Annotated in this window: 10 protein-coding genes and 1 tRNA gene; 1 reads left to right on the forward strand and 10 read right to left on the reverse strand. The window is 70.2% G+C overall.

What is annotated here, in order from left to right:
• Positions 1-76 precede the first annotated feature (76 nt).
• On the reverse strand, positions 77-1,459 hold the full coding sequence (locus ACIHCQ_RS00005) for a hypothetical protein (protein ID WP_399656137.1): 1,383 nt from the start codon (positions 1,457-1,459) through the stop codon (positions 77-79).
• A 216-nt stretch (positions 1,460-1,675) separates the two neighbouring features.
• Between ACIHCQ_RS00005 and ACIHCQ_RS00010 the strand changes: the two genes are divergently transcribed.
• Positions 1,676-1,858, forward strand: a complete 183-nt coding sequence (locus ACIHCQ_RS00010) for a hypothetical protein (RefSeq protein WP_399656140.1) — start codon at positions 1,676-1,678, stop codon at positions 1,856-1,858.
• Positions 1,859-2,291: 433 nt separating this feature from the next.
• Here the strand turns inward: ACIHCQ_RS00010 and ACIHCQ_RS00015 are convergent.
• The 9 genes from ACIHCQ_RS00015 to ACIHCQ_RS00055 form a co-directional block, all read right to left on the reverse strand.
• A tRNA-Thr gene (locus tag ACIHCQ_RS00015) sits at positions 2,292-2,365 on the reverse strand.
• A 130-nt stretch (positions 2,366-2,495) separates the two neighbouring features.
• A complete protein-coding gene (locus ACIHCQ_RS00020) occupies positions 2,496-4,079 on the reverse strand; it encodes an alpha/beta hydrolase (RefSeq protein ID WP_399656142.1) in 1,584 nt (527 codons plus the stop codon).
• A gap of 87 nt (positions 4,080-4,166) precedes the next feature.
• A complete protein-coding gene (locus ACIHCQ_RS00025; protein ID WP_399656144.1) occupies positions 4,167-5,372 on the reverse strand; it encodes a DNA polymerase III subunit delta' in 1,206 nt (401 codons plus the stop codon).
• A 114-nt stretch (positions 5,373-5,486) separates the two neighbouring features.
• Positions 5,487-8,711 carry a dTMP kinase gene (gene tmk, locus ACIHCQ_RS00030; protein ID WP_399656146.1) on the reverse strand — a complete coding sequence of 1,075 codons (3,225 nt, stop codon included), beginning with the start codon at positions 8,709-8,711 and terminating at the stop codon, positions 5,487-5,489.
• A 159-nt stretch (positions 8,712-8,870) separates the two neighbouring features.
• A complete protein-coding gene (gene topA, locus ACIHCQ_RS00035) occupies positions 8,871-11,753 on the reverse strand; it encodes a type I DNA topoisomerase (protein ID WP_399656148.1) in 2,883 nt (960 codons plus the stop codon).
• A 252-nt stretch (positions 11,754-12,005) separates the two neighbouring features.
• A complete protein-coding gene (locus tag ACIHCQ_RS00040) occupies positions 12,006-12,203 on the reverse strand; it encodes a hypothetical protein (RefSeq protein ID WP_399656150.1) in 198 nt (65 codons plus the stop codon).
• Positions 12,204-12,490: 287 nt separating this feature from the next.
• A complete protein-coding gene (locus ACIHCQ_RS00045) occupies positions 12,491-14,005 on the reverse strand; it encodes a methyltransferase (protein ID WP_399656152.1) in 1,515 nt (504 codons plus the stop codon).
• A gap of 36 nt (positions 14,006-14,041) precedes the next feature.
• Positions 14,042-14,713, reverse strand: coding sequence for a small secreted protein (locus ACIHCQ_RS00050; RefSeq protein WP_399656154.1), 672 nt, complete (start codon positions 14,711-14,713; stop codon positions 14,042-14,044).
• Between the two features lie 188 nt (positions 14,714-14,901).
• Positions 14,902-17,316: a sodium-translocating pyrophosphatase gene (locus ACIHCQ_RS00055; protein WP_399656156.1), complete on the reverse strand. Its 2,415-nt coding sequence runs from the start codon at positions 17,314-17,316 to the stop codon at positions 14,902-14,904.
• Positions 17,317-17,348: the final 32 nt, after the last annotated feature.

Raw genomic sequence — 17,348 nt, forward strand, 5'->3', positions numbered from 1 at the left:
CGGGGGACCAGCCTGCCCAACACCGTTCGGGGCAGCGCCACCGAGCAGCAGTCCTGGCACCAGGACTCACTCCCGCTCAGTGTCTAGGAACGGTGTATCCCACGACGCTGCTCGGTTCGCTACCGGCGCACGGTGAGAGAGCCGCCGTCGTACCGTCCACAATCTCCGTGGCGTAGCGCAGGGCCGTCTCCCACCAGTGGCCATCGGCCCTCGCCCACTGGGTGGAGGTGAGGTAGCCCGGAGCGGCCGCACGGAGGAACTCGTGTGTCGCAGCGTCGGGGCCGCCCAGTCGGCGGGCGTCGATCGCAGCCTCGACCAAGGCTCGGCCGTAGACGTCTCCACTACGCCAGCGCCGCTCCAGGACCGGGGCGCCCGCGAGGGTCTGGACCAGCCCGAAGTCGGACACCTCGTTCGCCGCGGCGATGCGTGGATCGCGTTTGGCGATCTCTTCGGCGCGTTCCTTCTCGGATGCGCTGAACTCGTCGGCGACGAGAACCGTTTCGGCCAGGTTCAGGATGTCGCGAGCGTCGGACAATGCTGTGTCGGAGGAGTAATCCGCCGCCACCAGGCCGGCGTGACGGTCGTACTGGTCCGGCCAGAGGACTCCTACCACCACCGTCGGCGTTCGCGGGTCGAGCATGCGGACAAGGGCCGACGTCGACAGTGGAGCGCGTGCATCGAGGAAGCGATTCAGATCATCCAGCCAGAGGACCAGTCGGCTCACACCTGACCCCGCAATGTCTTCCACCTCGACCGCGTCCTTCGGACGCAACAGCCACCAGCCCGGCAGCTCGGCCAGCACGCCCTCGTAAGCTGAGCGGCTCTTGCCGGTGGACGGGTTTCCGACGAGGAGCAGCATGCCGCCGGTGGTTGCCATCCGACTCAGCGCGAAACGCAGTTCACGGTCGTGGTCGCGGAGGATGTAGTGCGGCAGATCACCGACGGCACCCAATGCTTCGATGGACGGCTTGATGCCGAGCAGGCGCGGATTCCACTCCTTGACCCGCCGAGCGCGGGAGGCAGGCGCCGGGGCGACGGCTTCGTTGGCGGGGCCGATTGCCCTCAGTACCGCCTGCCCCTGTGCCTGCACGACACCGGCGCGGACAACGCCCGCCCGTCGTTTGGCCTCCGCCGCATGGGCGTGACGCCACAACTCCTCGTCGAGGCATGCTTCGACGTCCAGCGATGCGGCCCCGAGGCTCCGCGCGGCCTGCCGCAGCTCGTGCACCAGTACCAAGACGGCGCGAATGTCCTGAGGGAAGCGCCCACCGCGCAGCCAGACACCAACGGACGTCTGTGACACGCCCGCCCGCCTGGCCAGGTAACGATCGGAGGGCTCGCCCGAGAACCGCTGTGCCCGAAAGACACCCAACGCTTGCATACGGGTAAGGAAATCGGGCTCTCCGTCACCTAACTGCATCGCCCCGCCCCCTGTTGGCCCCGCCCGCCTCGCAGCCATTGCTGTCTGAACTGTCCAATGCCGTGTCCAGTGGTGTCCAGCCAGCGCTGGACACGCGAAAGCGTACGTCCCAGACGTGCGGCGACGGCGTCGCCGTGTCCAACCTGAAGCGGAAGGTAGCGGGACACCTGCCGGGACATCAATCCTCGGCTTCGCACGCCAGAGCAGTGTGCACCCCCGATGGCCGGGGGATCGGGAATCAGCCGGAGGAACGCCGTGAGCCAAGTAGAAGTGCTGTCGTTGTTGATCGCCCTGTCGGTCGCGCTCAACATCGCCTTTGGCGCAGGGTGGGTTGCTCACCGAACCGGTGGAGGGCTGGCCAACGCGGTTCTAGTCGCAGGCGGCACCGCAGGCGCATCACTGGTTATCTTCTTCGCTGGCGTGTCAGCCTTCCGCTGACTGCGTCACCCGAATGCAATGTGATGACCTTTCCATGGCTGGCCTGTAATCGGTCAACCACCAGGTCGTCATGGATGCCGACACCCGATTGATCGTCGCGATCAGCTCCCGCCGCGACGTGAGCGCCTTGCCGTACAACTCCGCGCTAACTATTCACCGACCGTCGTTGCCGCCCCGACTTATGGAAACCCTCCAACGTCGCCGCTGCCGACTGCCCCTCGCGCATGGCCTGCCACCCGTCGGCATGCGGCACGACGGTGCCCTGCTCGCGTGATCGCCCGTCCACCGCTCGGCACTCGTGCTGCACGCTTGTCCACCGGTTGTCCACCGGCGACCCCTGGCAGCGACTGTCAGGCCGCTCAAGCACCACGAGGAAAAGCCAAGGAAAAGGAAAAACCCCAGGTCACGGCGAGTGAGTCCTGGGGCTTTCCGGAGCCGCCTTCGGGATTCGAACCCGAGACCTACGCATTACGAGTGCGTTGCTCTGGCCAACTGAGCTAAGGCGGCAAGCTGCGGATATAACCATCCCCGCAGGGACACGTTCGCATCAGCAGCGGCGCCAAGTCTACAGGGTTCTTTTGGGTGCCCCGCACCACCCGCACCAGGTCCGGGACGCCCCCGGACCTGGTGCCCCCGCTCAGCTGCAGCGCTTGTCGGCCGGTGGGGTCGTGCCCTCCAGGAGGTAGGTGTTGATCGCGGTGTCCACGCAGTCGCTGCCGCGGCCGTACGCCGTGTGGCCGTCACCCTCATACGTGAGCAGCCGCCCGGAGGAGAGCTGCTCGGCCAGGCCCTGCGCCCATTTGTACGGGGTCGCCGGGTCCCGGGTGGTGCCGACGACCATGATCGGGGGTGCGCCCTTCGCCTCGATGCGGTGCGGGGTGCCGGTGGCCGGGGTGGGCCAGTAGGCGCAGTTCAGGGCGGCCCAGGCGAAGCCCCTGCCGAAGACCGGGGACGCCTTCGCGAACTCCGGGAGCGCGGACCGTACCGCCTCGGGCGTGCGGAAGGCGGGCGGCAGGTCGAGGCAGTTCACGGCGGCGTTGGCGTACATCAGGTTGGTGTACGAGCCGTCGCCCTCGCGCTCGTAGTAGGTGTCGGCCAGGGCGAGCAGGCGCTCGCCGTCGCCCTCCATCGCGCCCGCGAGGGCCTCGCGGAGCTGGGCCCAGGCCGCCTGGTCGTACATCGCGGCGATCACTGCGGTCGTGGCCAGGGACTCGCCGAGCTTGCGGCTCTCGCCGGTCGGGACCGGCTGGGCGTCCAGCGCGGCGAAGAAAGCCTTGAGGCGGGTGGAGGCGTCGGCGGCCGACTCCGTGCCGAGCGGGCAGTCCGCCTGCTTGACGCAGTCCGCGGCGAAGGACTGGAACGCCATCTCGAAGCCCGCGGTCTGGTCGCGGTTCATCTGCCTCGCCGGCAGGGACGGGTCCATCGCACCGTCCAGGACGAGGCGGCCCGCCCGGCCGGGGAAGAGCTCGGCGTACGTCGCGCCGAGGAAGGTGCCGTACGAGGCCCCGACGTACGTCAGCTTCTCGTCGCCCAGCACCGCGCGCAGGATGTCCATGTCGCGGGCCGCCTCGACGGTGGAAACATGGGGCAGGATCACGCCCGAGCGCTTCTCGCAGCCCGCCGCGAAGTTCTTGAGGGACGCGGCGAGACGGGCCGTCTCGCTGGCGTTGTCGGGGGTCTGGTCGACCTGGGTGTACGCGTCCATCTCCTTGCCGGTGAGGCATTCCACCGGCTCGCTGCGCTCGACGCCACGCGGGTCGACGGCCACCATGTCGTAGCGGGCGCGGACGGGCGCGGGGTAGCCGATACCCGCGTACCCCTGGAGGTAGCCGACCGCCGAGCCGCCGGGGCCGCCCGGGTTGACCAGCAGGGAGCCGATCCGCTTCCCCGGTCCTGTGGCCTTCTTGCGGGCCACGGCCAGTTCGACCGACTCGCCATCGGGCTTGGCGTAATCGAGCGGCGCCGTCATCGTGGCGCACTCGAAATCGGGGACACCACAGGCCCGCCACTTCAGCTGCTGCGCGTAGTACGGCTTGAGCTCGGCGGCCGGGACGGCTCTGGAGGCGCCGGCTGGGGCGGATGCGGAAGCCGATGCGGAAGCCGACGTGGAGGCCGGGGTGGAGGCTCCGGGCGACGAGCCTTCACCTGTACAGCCGGAAATGAGCATGCCGACCGCGGCCAGTGCGAGGGCCGACGTACGGAGCAGGCGCCTGGTGTCCATCCTTGGAGCGTAGTAGGCGGGTGGCCGGGAATGCCCGCCCGAGCCCGTACGGTGAGCCGGGTCGGACGTACGTACGGACCCGTACGGTCAGCCCGCGCGGAGGGCCACCGTCATCGCCTCCACCGCCAGGAGCGGCGAGACATTCCGGTCCAGCGCCTGGCGGCAGGCGACCACCGCCTCTATCCGGCGCAGGGTCCCCTCCGGGGTCGAATCGCGCGCGATCCGGTCGACAGAGTCCCGTACATCGTCATTGGCGAGCGCGACCCCGCAGCCCAGCTGGAGAACCAGTACATCCCGGTAGAAGCCGGTCAGGTCTGTGAGCGCGAGGTCGAGGCTGTCGCGCTGGCTGCGGGTCCTGCGGCGCTTCTGCTTGTCCTCCAGCTCCTTCATCGCCCCGGCCGTCCCGCGCGGCATCCGGCCGCCGGCGGACGCGCCCAGAGCCGCCTTGAGGTACTCCGTCTCCTTGACGTCGGTCTCATCAGCGACCTCCTTCGCGTCCTCGGCCGCGGCGTCGATCAGCTCCTGCGCCGCCTTGAGGCAGCCGCCTATGTCCGCGACGCGCAGTGGCAGCTTGAGCACGGTGGCGCGGCGGGCGCGGGCCCGCTCGTCGGTGGCCAGTCGGCGCGCCCGGCCGATGTGCCCCTGCGTGGCGCGGGCGACGGAGTGGGCGACATCGGGCTCGATGCCGTCCCGCCGGATCAGAACGTCGGCGACGGCGGCGACCGGCGGCGTACTGAGTGTGAGATGGCGGCAGCGGGAACGGATGGTGGGCAGCACGTCCTCCAGGGCGGGGGCGCAGAGCAGCCATACGGTGCGGGAGGCGGGCTCTTCGACGGCCTTCAGGAGTACGTTGCCCGCGCCCTCGGTGAGGCGGTCGGCGTCCTCAAGGATGATCACCTGCCAGCGCCCGCCCGCGGGGGAGAGCTGGGCGCGGCGGACGAGGTCGCGGGTCTCCTTGACGCCGATGGAGAGCAGGTCGGTGCGGATCACGTCGACGTCCGCGTGCGTACCGATGAGGGCGGTGTGGCAGCCGTCGCAGAAGCCGCACCCCGGCTCACCGCCGAGGGCGCGGTCCGGGCTGGTGCACTGGAGGGCGGCGGCGAAGGCGCGGGCGGTGGTGGAACGTCCCGAGCCGGGCGGTCCTGTGAACAGCCAGGCGTGCGTCATCCTCGACGCGTCGGGGACAGGTTCGCTCCTGGACTGCGCGGTGATGCGGGCGTCGGCGTCCCGGGCGGCGGCGGAGAGCTGCGCCTGGACGCGCTGCTGGCCGACCACGTCGTCCCATACGGTCATGGGCCGTCACCGCCTTTCGTGCTGGGTCTCCCATTGTGGGGGAAGGGTCTGACAGTGCCGGTGCGTGGCGGGCGGGGAAGGGAAGGGGGCTTGCGCCCCCGTACTCCTCCGTCCTCAGCGCCCGTCCCTGCGTCCACCGTTCTCGTCGTCCTCGTCGTGCGGGCCCAGCAGTTCGTCCGCCAGCGTCGGGAGGTCGTCCAGCGGGGTCTCCTCCGCCCAGTCCGGACGGCTGCGTGAGCGGCCCGCGTCCGGGTCGACCTGGGGGAGTTCGCGCGTACGCTCATTCTCGTCGGCCGTCGCGGACTCGCCACGCTCACCGCGTCCGCCACGCTCGTCGCGGAAGATGCCCGGCGGAACCCGGTCCGCCGGATCGCGTACCGGTGGCAGCACCGCCGTCTCGTCCGTCCCCCGAGTCTCCCTGGGCTTCCGAGGCTTCCGCGGCTCCTTCTCACGTTCCGGAACCTTCGGCAGCACCGTCGTCTCGTCCGCGTCCGCGTTCGTGTCCCGGACCCTCGGGACCTCCTGCGTCACCTCGTCCGGCGCGACGTCCGGCGTGACAATCGGCGTCGGCACCGTCAGCTCGTTGGCCGACTCCTCAGAGGCAGCCGCGGCCTCAGCGGCAGCCGCCGCCCTCGCCGCAGCCTCAGCCCTCGCCGCAGCCGCAGCCTGCGCCTCAGCCTCCGCGGCAGCCGCCGCTTCCGCCGCCCGGCGTACCTTCTCCGCCCGCAGCAACGCCTCCTCCGCCTTGCGCTGCTTCTCCAGGCGACGCCCCTCCGCCTCCGCCCGCTGCCGCGCCTCCTCCTCGGCCCGCTTACGGAGCCGTTCCTGCTCCGCCGCTGCCGCCTTCTCCTCGGCCAGCCGGCGCGCCTGCTCCTCCTCGGCCCGCCGCCGTGCGTCCTCGGCCCGCCGCCGGGCCTCCTCCGCCTGCCGCTCGGCCTCCCGCAGCCGCGCCTCCTCCAGCTCGCGGCGCTTGCGCTCCTCCTCCTCGGCGCGGAGCTTCGCGAGCTGTTCCTGCCGCTCGCGCTCGATCCGCTCCTCCTCCGCCTTCCGCGCGGCCTCCTCCTCCGCGCGTCGGCGGGCCTCCTCCTCGGCGGCCTTCCGCGCCTCCTCCTGCGCCTTCACCTCGGCGGCGGACAGCGGAAGCAGCTGGTCGAGCCGGTGTCGTACGACCGTGGTGACCGCACCCGGCTCCTGGCCCGCGTCCACCACCAGGTAATGGCCCGGGTCCGCTGCGGCCAGCGTCAGGAAACCGGTGCGCACCCGCTGGTGGAACTCCGCCGGCTCCGACTCAAGCCGGTCCGGCGCCTCCGTGAAGCGTTCGCGCGCCGCCTCCGGCGAGACGTCCAGCAGCACCGTCAGATGCGGTACGAGTCCGTCCGTCGCCCACCGATTGATACGGGCGACCTCGGTCGGCGACAGATCGCGCCCCGCGCCCTGGTAGGCGACCGAGGAGTCGATGTAGCGGTCGGAGATGACGATCGCGCCACGCTCCAGCGCGGGCCGTACGACCGAGCTGACGTGCTCGGCGCGGTCCGCCGCGTACAACAGCGCCTCCGCGCGGTTCGACAGCCCCGCCGACGACACATCCAGCAGGATCGAACGCAGCCGCTTGCCGATCGGCGTCGCACCCGGCTCACGCGTCACGACAACCTCGTGGCCCTTCGCCCTGATCCACTCCGCGACCGCCTCGACCTGCGTGGACTTCCCCGCCCCGTCGCCGCCCTCGATGGCGATGAAGAAACCGGTCGCGGCCTGCGCCTGCGCCGGGTCGGCCCCGCCGCGCAGCGCCTCGCCCAGATCGCGGCGCAGCGGTACGCCCGCCCGGTCGTCCGCCTTCGCCAGCACCATCGCCGCGACGGGCAGCAGCAGCGCCCCGACCAGCATCAGCGTGAACGCCGCGCCGCCGTGCGCGAAGACGAAGTCGCCGCTCCCGAGCCGGTGCGGCCCGATCCCGGCGGCCAGCAGCGGCGCCGCGATCGCGGCGAGGCCGATCGCGACCCGTACGACCGCCTGGAGGTGCTCGGTCATCCGGGCGCGCCGGAAGTCCTCGGTCTCCTGGTCGATGAGAGCGTGCCCGGTGCCCGCGGCGACACCGGCCGCGAGACCCGCGAGCAGCGCGATGAGCAGCACGGTCGCCGTATCGGGCACCAGGCCCATGGCCAGCAGCGCGACGCCGGTGAAGGCGAGTGCGAGGGCGAGCAGCCTGCGGCGGGAGAGCGTGGGCAGTACGGACCCGGCGCGGCGAATGCCCAGGCCGGTGCCACCGGTCAGCGCGAGGACCAGCAGCGTGAAGGCGACGGGCCCGCCGTCGAGGTCGACTGCGTGCAGTACGGAGACGGCCACGGCGGACGCGATCGCCGCCGCGACCGCCGCGCAGGCCAGGACGAACAGCGGTATGGCGCCGGTACGGCCCCTCTCCACACCGTCGCCCGTGACGGAGCCGGCGGGACCGGCAGAACCGGCAGAACCGGCGGAACTGGACGGACGGCGCAGGCCCTCCAGTGGCGAGCGGGGCCGCGGCGTCTGTACGTCGGGCAGCTCGGCGAAGTACAGCGTCGATACGGACGCGGCGAAGAGACCGGCCGCGACGTACGAACCCAGGGCCGCCTGGTGCAGCGAGAACCAGTCGATGCCCGTACCGAGGAGATTGCTGATCAGCGTGGCCACGAGCAGGGCCGCGGCCCCGACGGGGAGGACCGCGAAGCTCGTACGCAGCCACAGCCGGCGCAACGCGTCCAGGTGGTCCGGCAGCGGGCGTACCGTCGCGCCCTCCAGCGGCGGAGCGGGCAGCAGCGCGGGGGCCGCGCCATCGCGGGCGACCGTCCAGAAGCGCTCGGCGACACCGGCGACGAAGACAGTGATCAGCAGGAGCAGCCACGCCTGGCCGGGCGTCCAGTCGATCCACAGCGGCGCCACAACCATCAGCGCCAGCCGCACCGCATCCGCGCCGATCATGGTCCAGCGGCGGTCGAGCGGCCCCTTGGGCGAGGTGAGCGTCGTCAACGGGCCCAGCAGTACGGCGCCGGAGAGCAGCGTGGCGAGGACCCGGACACCGAGCACGGCGGCGACGGCGACGGCCGCCCCGCGATAGCCGTCCCCGAACGAGCCCTCAAGGGCCGCCGCTTGCACGGTGAACAGCAGAAGCACGAGAACGGCGACGGCATCCCCGATGCCTCCGACGACCTGAGCGCCCCAGAGCCGCCTGAGCGGGGGGAAGCGCAGCAAAGCGCGCACCGCGCGCTCACGTGAGTCTGCGGCAAGGGCATCGGAGTCTGAGGCAGTCACTGAGGCGGTGCTCACGACCGCCTGCTGCCCGGCTGGCTGCTCGGCTCGCGTCATCCGCCCAGCCTATCCGGAGCGCGTTGCTCCCCGGAGGCCGCCCGAACATACGGGCGCTTTGTACGGAGAATGGGGGAAACTCCCCCAACCGCCCGCGCAAAAGCGCCCGTAGCTCTGCCCGTAAGTCTGCCCGTAACTCCGCAGACTCTCCACGAATGGTTACTCGTCCGGCTGTGACGCCTTTGATGACGGTGACGGTGACGCGGACGTCTTCTTCGCCGCGGTCTTCTTGGCCACCGTCTTCTTGGCCGCCACCGTCTTCTTCGCGGCGGCCGTCTTGGCGGGCGCCTTCTTCGCGGGCGCCTTCTTCGCCGGAGCCCTCTTCGCCGTCTTCTTGGCGGGACCCTTGGCGCGCTTCTCGGCGAGCAGCTCGTAGCCGCGCTCCGGCGTGATCTCCTCGACACTGTCGTCCGTGCGCAGTGTCGCGTTCGTCTCGCCATCGGTGACGTACGGACCGAAGCGGCCGTCCTTGACCACCACCGGACGCTCGCTCACCGGGTCCGTGCCCAGCTCCTTCAGCGGCGGCTTGGCGGCTGCCCGCCCCCGCTGCTTCGGCTGTGCGTAGATCGCCAGGGCCTCGTCCAGCGTGATGCTGAAGAGCTGGCCCTCGTTCTCCAGGGAGCGCGAGTCCGTGCCCTTCTTCAGATACGGGCCGTACCGGCCGTTCTGCGCGGTGATCTCGACGCCTTCCGCGTCGGTGCCGACGACGCGCGGCAGCGACATCAGCTTCAGCGCGTCCTCCAGCGTCACCGTGTCCAGCGACATCGACTTGAAGAGCGAGGCCGTCCGCGGCTTGACCGCGTTCTTGCCGGTCTTCGGGGTGCCCTCGGGCAGCACCTCCGTCACATACGGGCCATAACGCCCGTCCCGCGCGATGATCTGGTGCCCGGTGGCCGGGTCCGTGCCCAGCTCGAAGTCGCCGCTCGGCTTGGCGAGCAGCTCCTCCGCGTACTCCACCGTCAGCTCGTCGGGAGCGAGGTCCTCGGGGACATCGGCGCGCTGGTGGCCTTCCGCCTCCTTCTCGCCGCGCTCGACGTACGGGCCGTAGCGGCCGACGCGCAGCACGATCCCGTCGCCGACCGGGAAGCTGGAGATCTCCCGGGCGTCGATCGCGCCGAGGTCGGTGACCAGCTCCTTCAGACCGGCGAGGTGGTCGCCGTTGCCGACTGCGGGCGCTCCGGGGGCCGCACTGGCATCCACGTCGACAGCTTCCACGGCGCCGCCCTTGTCGAAGCCGAAGTAGAAGCGCTTCAGCCACGGCACGGCGCGCGCCTCACCCCGCGCGATGCGGTCGAGGTCGTCCTCCATCCGCGCGGTGAAGTCGTAGTCGACGAGCCGGCCGAAGTGCGTCTCCAGGAGATTCACCACGGCGAAGCTCAGGAACGACGGAACGAGCGCCGTCCCCTTCTTGAACACATACCCGCGGTCGAGGATCGTGCCGATGATCGACGCGTACGTCGACGGGCGGCCGATCTCGCGCTCTTCCAGCTCCTTGACCAGCGAGGCTTCGGTGTAACGGGCCGGCGGCTTGGTCGCGTGGCCGTCGACCGAGATCTCCTCGGCGCCGAGCGCGTCGCCCTCGGCGACCTGCGGCAGCCGCCGCTCACGGTCGTCCAGCTCGGCGTTCGGGTCGTCGGCGCCTTCCACGTACGCCTTCATAAAGCCGTGGAAGGTGATCGTCTTGCCGGACGCGGTGAACTCGGCGTCGCGGCCGTCGCTCGCCCGGCCGGCGATCCTGACGGTGACGGAGTTGCCGACCGCGTCCTTCATCTGGGAGGCGACGGTCCGCTTCCAGATCAGCTCGTAGAGCCGGAACTGGTCGCCGCTCAGGCCTGTCTCGGCGGGGGTGCGGAAGCGGTCCCCGGAGGGGCGGATCGCCTCGTGCGCCTCCTGCGCGTTCTTGACCTTCGCGGCGTAGACACGCGGCTTCTCCGGCAGGTAATTGGCGCCGTACAGCTGCGTGACCTGCGCCCTGGCCGCCGAGATGGCGGTGTCGGAGAGCGTGGTGGAGTCCGTACGCATATAGGTGATGAAGCCGTTCTCGTACAGCTTCTGCGCGACCTGCATGGTGGCCTTGGCCCCGAAGCCGAGCTTGCGGGAGGCCTCCTGCTGGAGGGTCGTCGTACGGAACGGTGCGTACGGAGAGCGGCGGTACGGCTTCGACTCGACCGCGCGGACGGCGAACGCGGCGTCCTGGAGCGCGACGGCCAGGGCGCGGGCGTGCTCCTCGTCCAGGTGGAGCAGCTGGCCGGAGGCGCCGGACTGGCCGGACTTGAGCCGGCCGTCCGGACCGAAGTCGCGGCCCTGGGCGACGCGCTGTCCGTCGACGGTGTTCAGGCGGGCCGTGAGGGTGGCGGGGTCCGAGGTGTCACCGGCGCGGCCGGTGGAGAACGTGCCGGTCAGGTCCCAGTACTCGGCGGAGCGGAAGGCGATGCGCTCGCGCTCCCGCTCGACGACGAGGCGGGTGGCGACGGACTGCACCCGGCCGGCGGACAACCGCGGCATGACCTTCTTCCACAGGACCGGCGAGACCTCGTAGCCGTAGAGACGGTCGAGGATACGGCGGGTTTCCTGGGCGTCGACCATGCGCTGGTTGAGCTCGCGCGGGTTGGCGACGGCCTCGCGGATCGCTTCCTTGGTGATCTCGTGGAAGACCATCCGGTGGACGGGCACCTTGGGCTTGAGGACCTCCAGCAGGTGCCAGGCGATGGCCTCGCCCTCGCGGTCCTCATCGGTGGCGAGGAAGAGCTCGTCGGCCTGCGCGAGCTGCTCCTTGAGGAGCCTGACCTGGGCCTTCTTGTCGGCGTTGACGACATAGATGGGCTGGAAGTCATTCTCGACGTCGACGCCGAGGCGGCGCACCTCGCCGGTGTACTTCTCGGGCACCTCGGCGGCGCCGCTCGGCAGGTCGCGGATGTGCCCGACGCTCGCCTCGACGACATAACCGGGGCCGAGGTAGCCCTTGATCGTCTTCGCCTTGGCAGGAGACTCGACGATCACGAGTCGGCGGCCGCCCTTTGCGGTCTCGCTGGTCGGGGACAACTTCGCTCTTCTCTCCGGTCGACGCTCGATGGATACCTACGGCATATGGATACCTACGGCACAGGGACGGCATACGGCATTCGGACGCATGGTCACGGTTACGCCTCTGCTATCACCTCTGCCGCTGCGGAGTGTGACGGTACAACCCGCCCCCGTGTCAAACGGCAAAAGCCCGCAACGGCCACTCGAACGGTAACCCGAGTCCGGCTATTCCTGCCGCCTCGATCGCCAGGTCCGCGCTCCGGGGCCAGATCAGAGACGGCTGAAGCACCAGAGCCCGAGGGCGAGGGACAGCGCGCCGAAGAGGGCGGAGACGGCGGCGCCCGTGGCGGGACTCACTCCGTGGGCGACGGGGGCGCGGTGGCGGACGCGGGCTCCGGTCCACAGCAGCAGCCCTGCCCCGAACAGCGCGAATGCCGTCCCGGCGAAGATCGCTGGTCCGCTCTCCATGTCCGTACCCCGTTCTTGTCCGATGCCAGGTTCCCCGGCGGGCCGAGGCTGACACCTCCGGGCGTCAGGGGCACGAATTCCGGGTGAACGGCGCGTGGGTTCACCCGGCCGGTCGCGGCCCGGAACGGTTTTCACCGGTGGCGGCCGCGGCCCTTCATCTTGTGGCTGGTTTCACCTCATGGATGACCGAATCACCGGATCACAGAGCACGGGGTGACGGTCACCAGTCGCCGGGCACCAGTCACCGACCGGGCACGGCTCACAGCTCACAGCTCACGGCTCACGGCTCACGGACGCACAGGTTCCAGGAAGCCCTCCTCCACCAGCAGCCGTACGGCCTGCGGCGTACGGTCACGGAGCACCACCGGGTCCTCGTCGATGAGCTGCGCGATCGCGTCCAGGATCCGCCCGGCACTGAGCGTCCCGTCGCACACCCCCGCGAAGCCCGCGCCGACCGTGTCGACCTTGGTGGCGCGCCGCATGCCGCGGTTCTGCCGCAGCACCACATGCTCGGGGTCCTCCGATCCCGGCAGCCCGACCTGCTCCTGCACGACCTCCGCCGCCAGCCGGAAGCTGTCCGCGAGCAGCGCGGCGTCATCGTGTGTACGCAGATAGTCCTGCCGCGTGAAATGCGCCCGCACGCTCTCGCCGAGCGGCTGCTCGACGGGGTGCGGCCACTCCTCCGCGAGGATCGACGGACGCTCGGAACCGGACTTCCTGAGCGTGATCCAGCCGAAGCCGACACCCTTGGTCTTACGCACCTCGAACTCGTCAAGCCACGCGTCGTACCGTGCCGCGTACTCGGCCGGGTCCGAGCGGTGGTCGCCGCTGTCGCGCAGCCACAGCTCGGCGTACTGCGTGGGGTCCTGCACCTCGCGCTGCACGATCCACGCGTCGCAGCCGCGCGGCACCCAGGAGCGCAGCCGCTCCTGCCAGTCCTCCCCCTCCACGTGCTGCCAGTTGGCGAGGAACTGCGCGTATCCCCCGTCGTTCAGCCGGGCTCCCGCCTGCTGAACGAGCGTGCGGCACAGATCGTCCCCGCCCATCCCGCTGTCCCGGTAGGTCAGCCGGGCGGTGCCGGGAGAGATCACGAACGGCGGGTTCGACACGATCAGGTCGTACGTCTCCTTCCCGACCGGTTCGTAGAGCGAGCCCTCGCGCAGATCGACGTCCGGCGCCCCGGAGAGCGCGAGGGTGAGGCGGGCGAAGTGCAGGGCGCGCGGGTTCAGATCGGTGGCCGTGACCCGGGTCGCGTGCTGTGCGGCGTGCAGCGCCTGGATTCCGGAGCCGGTGCCCACATCGAGCGCGGAGGAGACCGGCGTACGCACGGTGATCCCGGCGAGGGTGGTGGATGCCCCGCCGACGCCGAGCACCACGCCCTCGCCGTGCCCGCTCGCGCCCCCCGCGCCGCCGACGGAACAGCCCAGGTCCGAGACGATGAACCAGTCCTGTCCCTCGGGCCCGCCGTACGGCCGTACGTCCACGGTGGCGCGGACCTCGTCGCCGTCGGGCACCAGCCAGCCGCCGGACAGGCACTCGTCCAGGGGCAGGGCTGCACGGGCGCGCCCTGACGCGACGGGGGACCGCAACAGGAAGAGCCGTACGAGCGTCTCCAGGACGCCGTCACCGCGGGTGGCCCGCAGGGCGGGCACGGTCTCGCTGCGGGCGAGCGCGGCATACGCGGGAGCGCCGAGCAGGTCGAGCAGCCCGTCGGCGGTGAAGGCGCCGCCGAGGAGCGCTTCGCGCAGCCGGGGCGCTTGGTCGGTGGACGGGAGGCCTGCAACAGGGCTGTTCGTACTCACTCGCCCATTGTGGCGGCCCCCACTGACAAATACCGACTACGGCTTGCTGGACGCCGATGCCGAGGCCGCGGCTGATGTCGGCGTGGAAGCGGGCTCGTTCGAAGGAGACGGGGACGGGGACGCGGAAGATCCGGCCGGGACGCTCGACGGCTTCACCGTGCGGCAGCCGGGCTGCTTCGCCATCGCCTGGCCGAGCTCGCCGGACTGGAGCTTCTTCAGCGCGTCCTGGTCCATCGTCTCGATCTTCTTCAGACCGTCCGCGACGTTCTGCAGACCGTCCGCGAACTTCTGCTGGTCCTTCGCGTCCAGAGTGTCGATCTGTTTCTTCAGACTCAGGTATGCCGTGGCCGTGCCGTTGAGTTCGGTGACCGCGTCCGTCTGAACCTTCTCCCCGCCGTCGACGGGCGGCGTACCGGCCCCCTGGATGGCGGCGGCGAGCGCCTTGTCCGCGTCGGCGATGTCCTGGAATGCCTTCGAGTCCGCCGCCTGGATGTCGGCCGGTTTGCCGTCGGCCGCCGTCGAGACGATGGTCTGCTGGGCATTGGCCCTCTTCTGGATCTGCGGCTGTGCCTGGTCGCAGACTTTCTTGGCCCAGCCAGTCACCTTGCTCTCGCCATCATCGCCGTCGCTGCTGCTGCTGCTGCAACCCGACAGCGCCAGTACCAGTACCGCACCGCCGGACAGTGCGGCCGTAAGCTTCTTGTTCACCGGATTGGTCCCTTCCAAGGCTCTCGGCCCCGGAACATACACGCCAAGTGGGCGACGCTCACACGCCGTATGACCGATTAATGGGCGATTGAAGCCATTTGCACCAAGAGAGACAAGGCTCACCCGTGGCACGCGAACGGGCGGACGGCGCGTCAGGATGCGCCGTCCGCCCGTCTTTTGAACAGGCGTTACGAAACCACCGCGGGATCGGGTGACTTCGCGCTCCGCTCCGCGGAGTTGCCTTCGTCACCCACAGCGATGCCTCGCCTCTTCGAGACGTACACGGCGCCGGTGATGACGAGGATGGCGAGCACTGCCACCACCGCCCGTACGCCGGCGTTGGCGTCGTCCCCGTAGCTGAACTGCACGACCGCGGGCGCGATGAGCAGCGCCACCAGGTTCATCACCTTCAGCAGCGGGTTGATCGCGGGACCGGCGGTGTCCTTGAAGGGGTCGCCGACGGTGTCGCCGATGACGGTCGCGGCGTGGGCCTCGCTGCCCTTGCCGCCGTGATGACCGTCCTCGACGAGTTTCTTGGCGTTGTCCCACGCGCCGCCGGAGTTGGCCAGGAAGACGGCCATCAGGGTGCCGGTGCCGATCGCGCCCGCGAGGAAGGAGCCGAGGGCTCCCACGCCGAGCGAGAAGCCGACCGCGATCGGGGTCAGCACGGCGAGCAGACCCGGTGTGGTCAGCTCGCGCAGCGCGTCCTTGGTGCAGATGTCGACAACGCGCCCGTACTCCGGCTTCTCGGTGTAGTCCATGATCCCGGGGTGCTCACGGAACTGCCGCCGCACCTCGTAGACCACCGCGCCCGCCGACCGGGAGACCGCGTTGATCGCGAGACCCGAGAAGAGGAAGACGACCGCGGCGCCGAGGACCAGCCCGACCAGGTTGTTGGGCTGCGAGATGTCCATGACCAGGTTCATCGGCGCGCCGTCGCCGACCTTCTCGCCGACTTCCATGGCGGCGGTGGAGATGGCGTCGCGGTACGAGCCGAAGAGCGCCGCCGCCGCCAGTACGGCCGTGGCGATCGCGATTCCCTTGGTGATGGCCTTGGTGGTGTTGCCGACGGCGTCGAGGTCGGTGAGCACCTGCGCGCCCGCGCCGGTGACGTCGCCGGACATCTCGGCGATGCCCTGGGCGTTGTCGGAGACGGGGCCGAAGGTGTCCATGGCGACGATCACGCCGACGGTGGTGAGCAGACCGGTGCCGGCCAGCGCCACAGCGAAGAGCGCGAGCATGATCGACGTACCGCCGAGCAGGAACGCCCCGTACACCGAGAGGCCGATCAGCAGCGCGGTGTAGACGGCGGACTCCATGCCGATGGCGATTCCGGCCAGCACGACCGTCGCGGGTCCTGTCAGCGAGGATTTGCCGATGTCCCTGACAGGACGCCTGGTGGTCTCGGTGAAGTATCCCGTCAGCTGCGAGATCAGGGCCGCCAGGACGATGCCGATGGCGACGGCGACGACCGCCAGCACCCGCGGGTCCCCGCCGTGCGTCTGGATGGCCGCGTCGGTGACGCCGTCGAGCTCGGCGTAGGTGGACGGCAGGTAGAGGTAGACCGCCACCGCCACCAGGACGAGCGAGATCGCCGCGGAGATGAAGAATCCGCGGTTGATGGCAGTCATCCCGCTGCGGTCGGCGCGCCGCGGGGCGACCGCGAAGATACCGATCATCGCGGTGACCACGCCGATCGCCGGGACGATCAGCGGGAAGGCGAGTCCGGCGTCGCCGAATGCCGCCTTTCCGAGGATGAGTGCCGCGACGAGCGTGACGGCGTACGACTCGAAGAGGTCGGCCGCCATGCCCGCGCAGTCACCGACGTTGTCGCCCACGTTGTCCGCGATGGTCGCGGCGTTGCGCGGGTCGTCTTCGGGGATGCCCTGTTCGACCTTGCCCACGAGGTCGGCGCCGACATCGGCGGCCTTGGTGAAGATGCCGCCACCCACACGCATGAACATGGCAATCAGCGCGGCACCGAGACCGAAGCCCTCCAGCACCTTGGGCGCGTCGGCCGCGTAGACGAGAACCACGCAGGAGGCACCGAGCAGGCCGAGGCCCACCGTGAACATGCCGACCACGCCCCCCGTGCGGAAAGCGATCTTCATGGCCTTGTGCGAAACAGCTGTCAGATCTTTTTCCGGCTCTCCCTCCGCGGGCGTCGCTTCACGCGCGGCGGCGGCCACGCGCACATTTGCTCGTACGGCAAGACGCATGCCGATGAATCCGGTGGTCGCCGAGAAACCCGCACCCACCAGGAAGAACACCGAACGTCCAGCTCGCTGTGACCAGTCGTCGGCGGGCAGGAGCAGGAGCAGGAAGAACACCACGACAGCGAAGACGCCGAGGGTGCGCAATTGCCGGGTCAGATAGGCATTCGCGCCCTCCTGCACGGCTGCCGCGATCTTCTTCATGGAATCGGTGCCCTCGTCGGCGGCCAGCACCTGGCGCACCAGCAGCTGGGCGACGGCCAGTGCCGCCAGCGCGACGACCGCGATGACGATCACGATCAGCCGGTTGTCGTCGGTGAGTACCGCGGCTGCGAGAGAAGTGGTGTGGTCGGACAGATCGGACAGTTCTGGATTGACGAGCCCCGCCATTCGTCCTCCTTGACGCTAAGAGCTCAAGATGT

The organism is Streptomyces sp. NPDC052236 (genome assembly GCF_044548015.1).
In the GTDB taxonomy this organism is placed as follows: domain Bacteria; phylum Actinomycetota; class Actinomycetes; order Streptomycetales; family Streptomycetaceae; genus Streptomyces.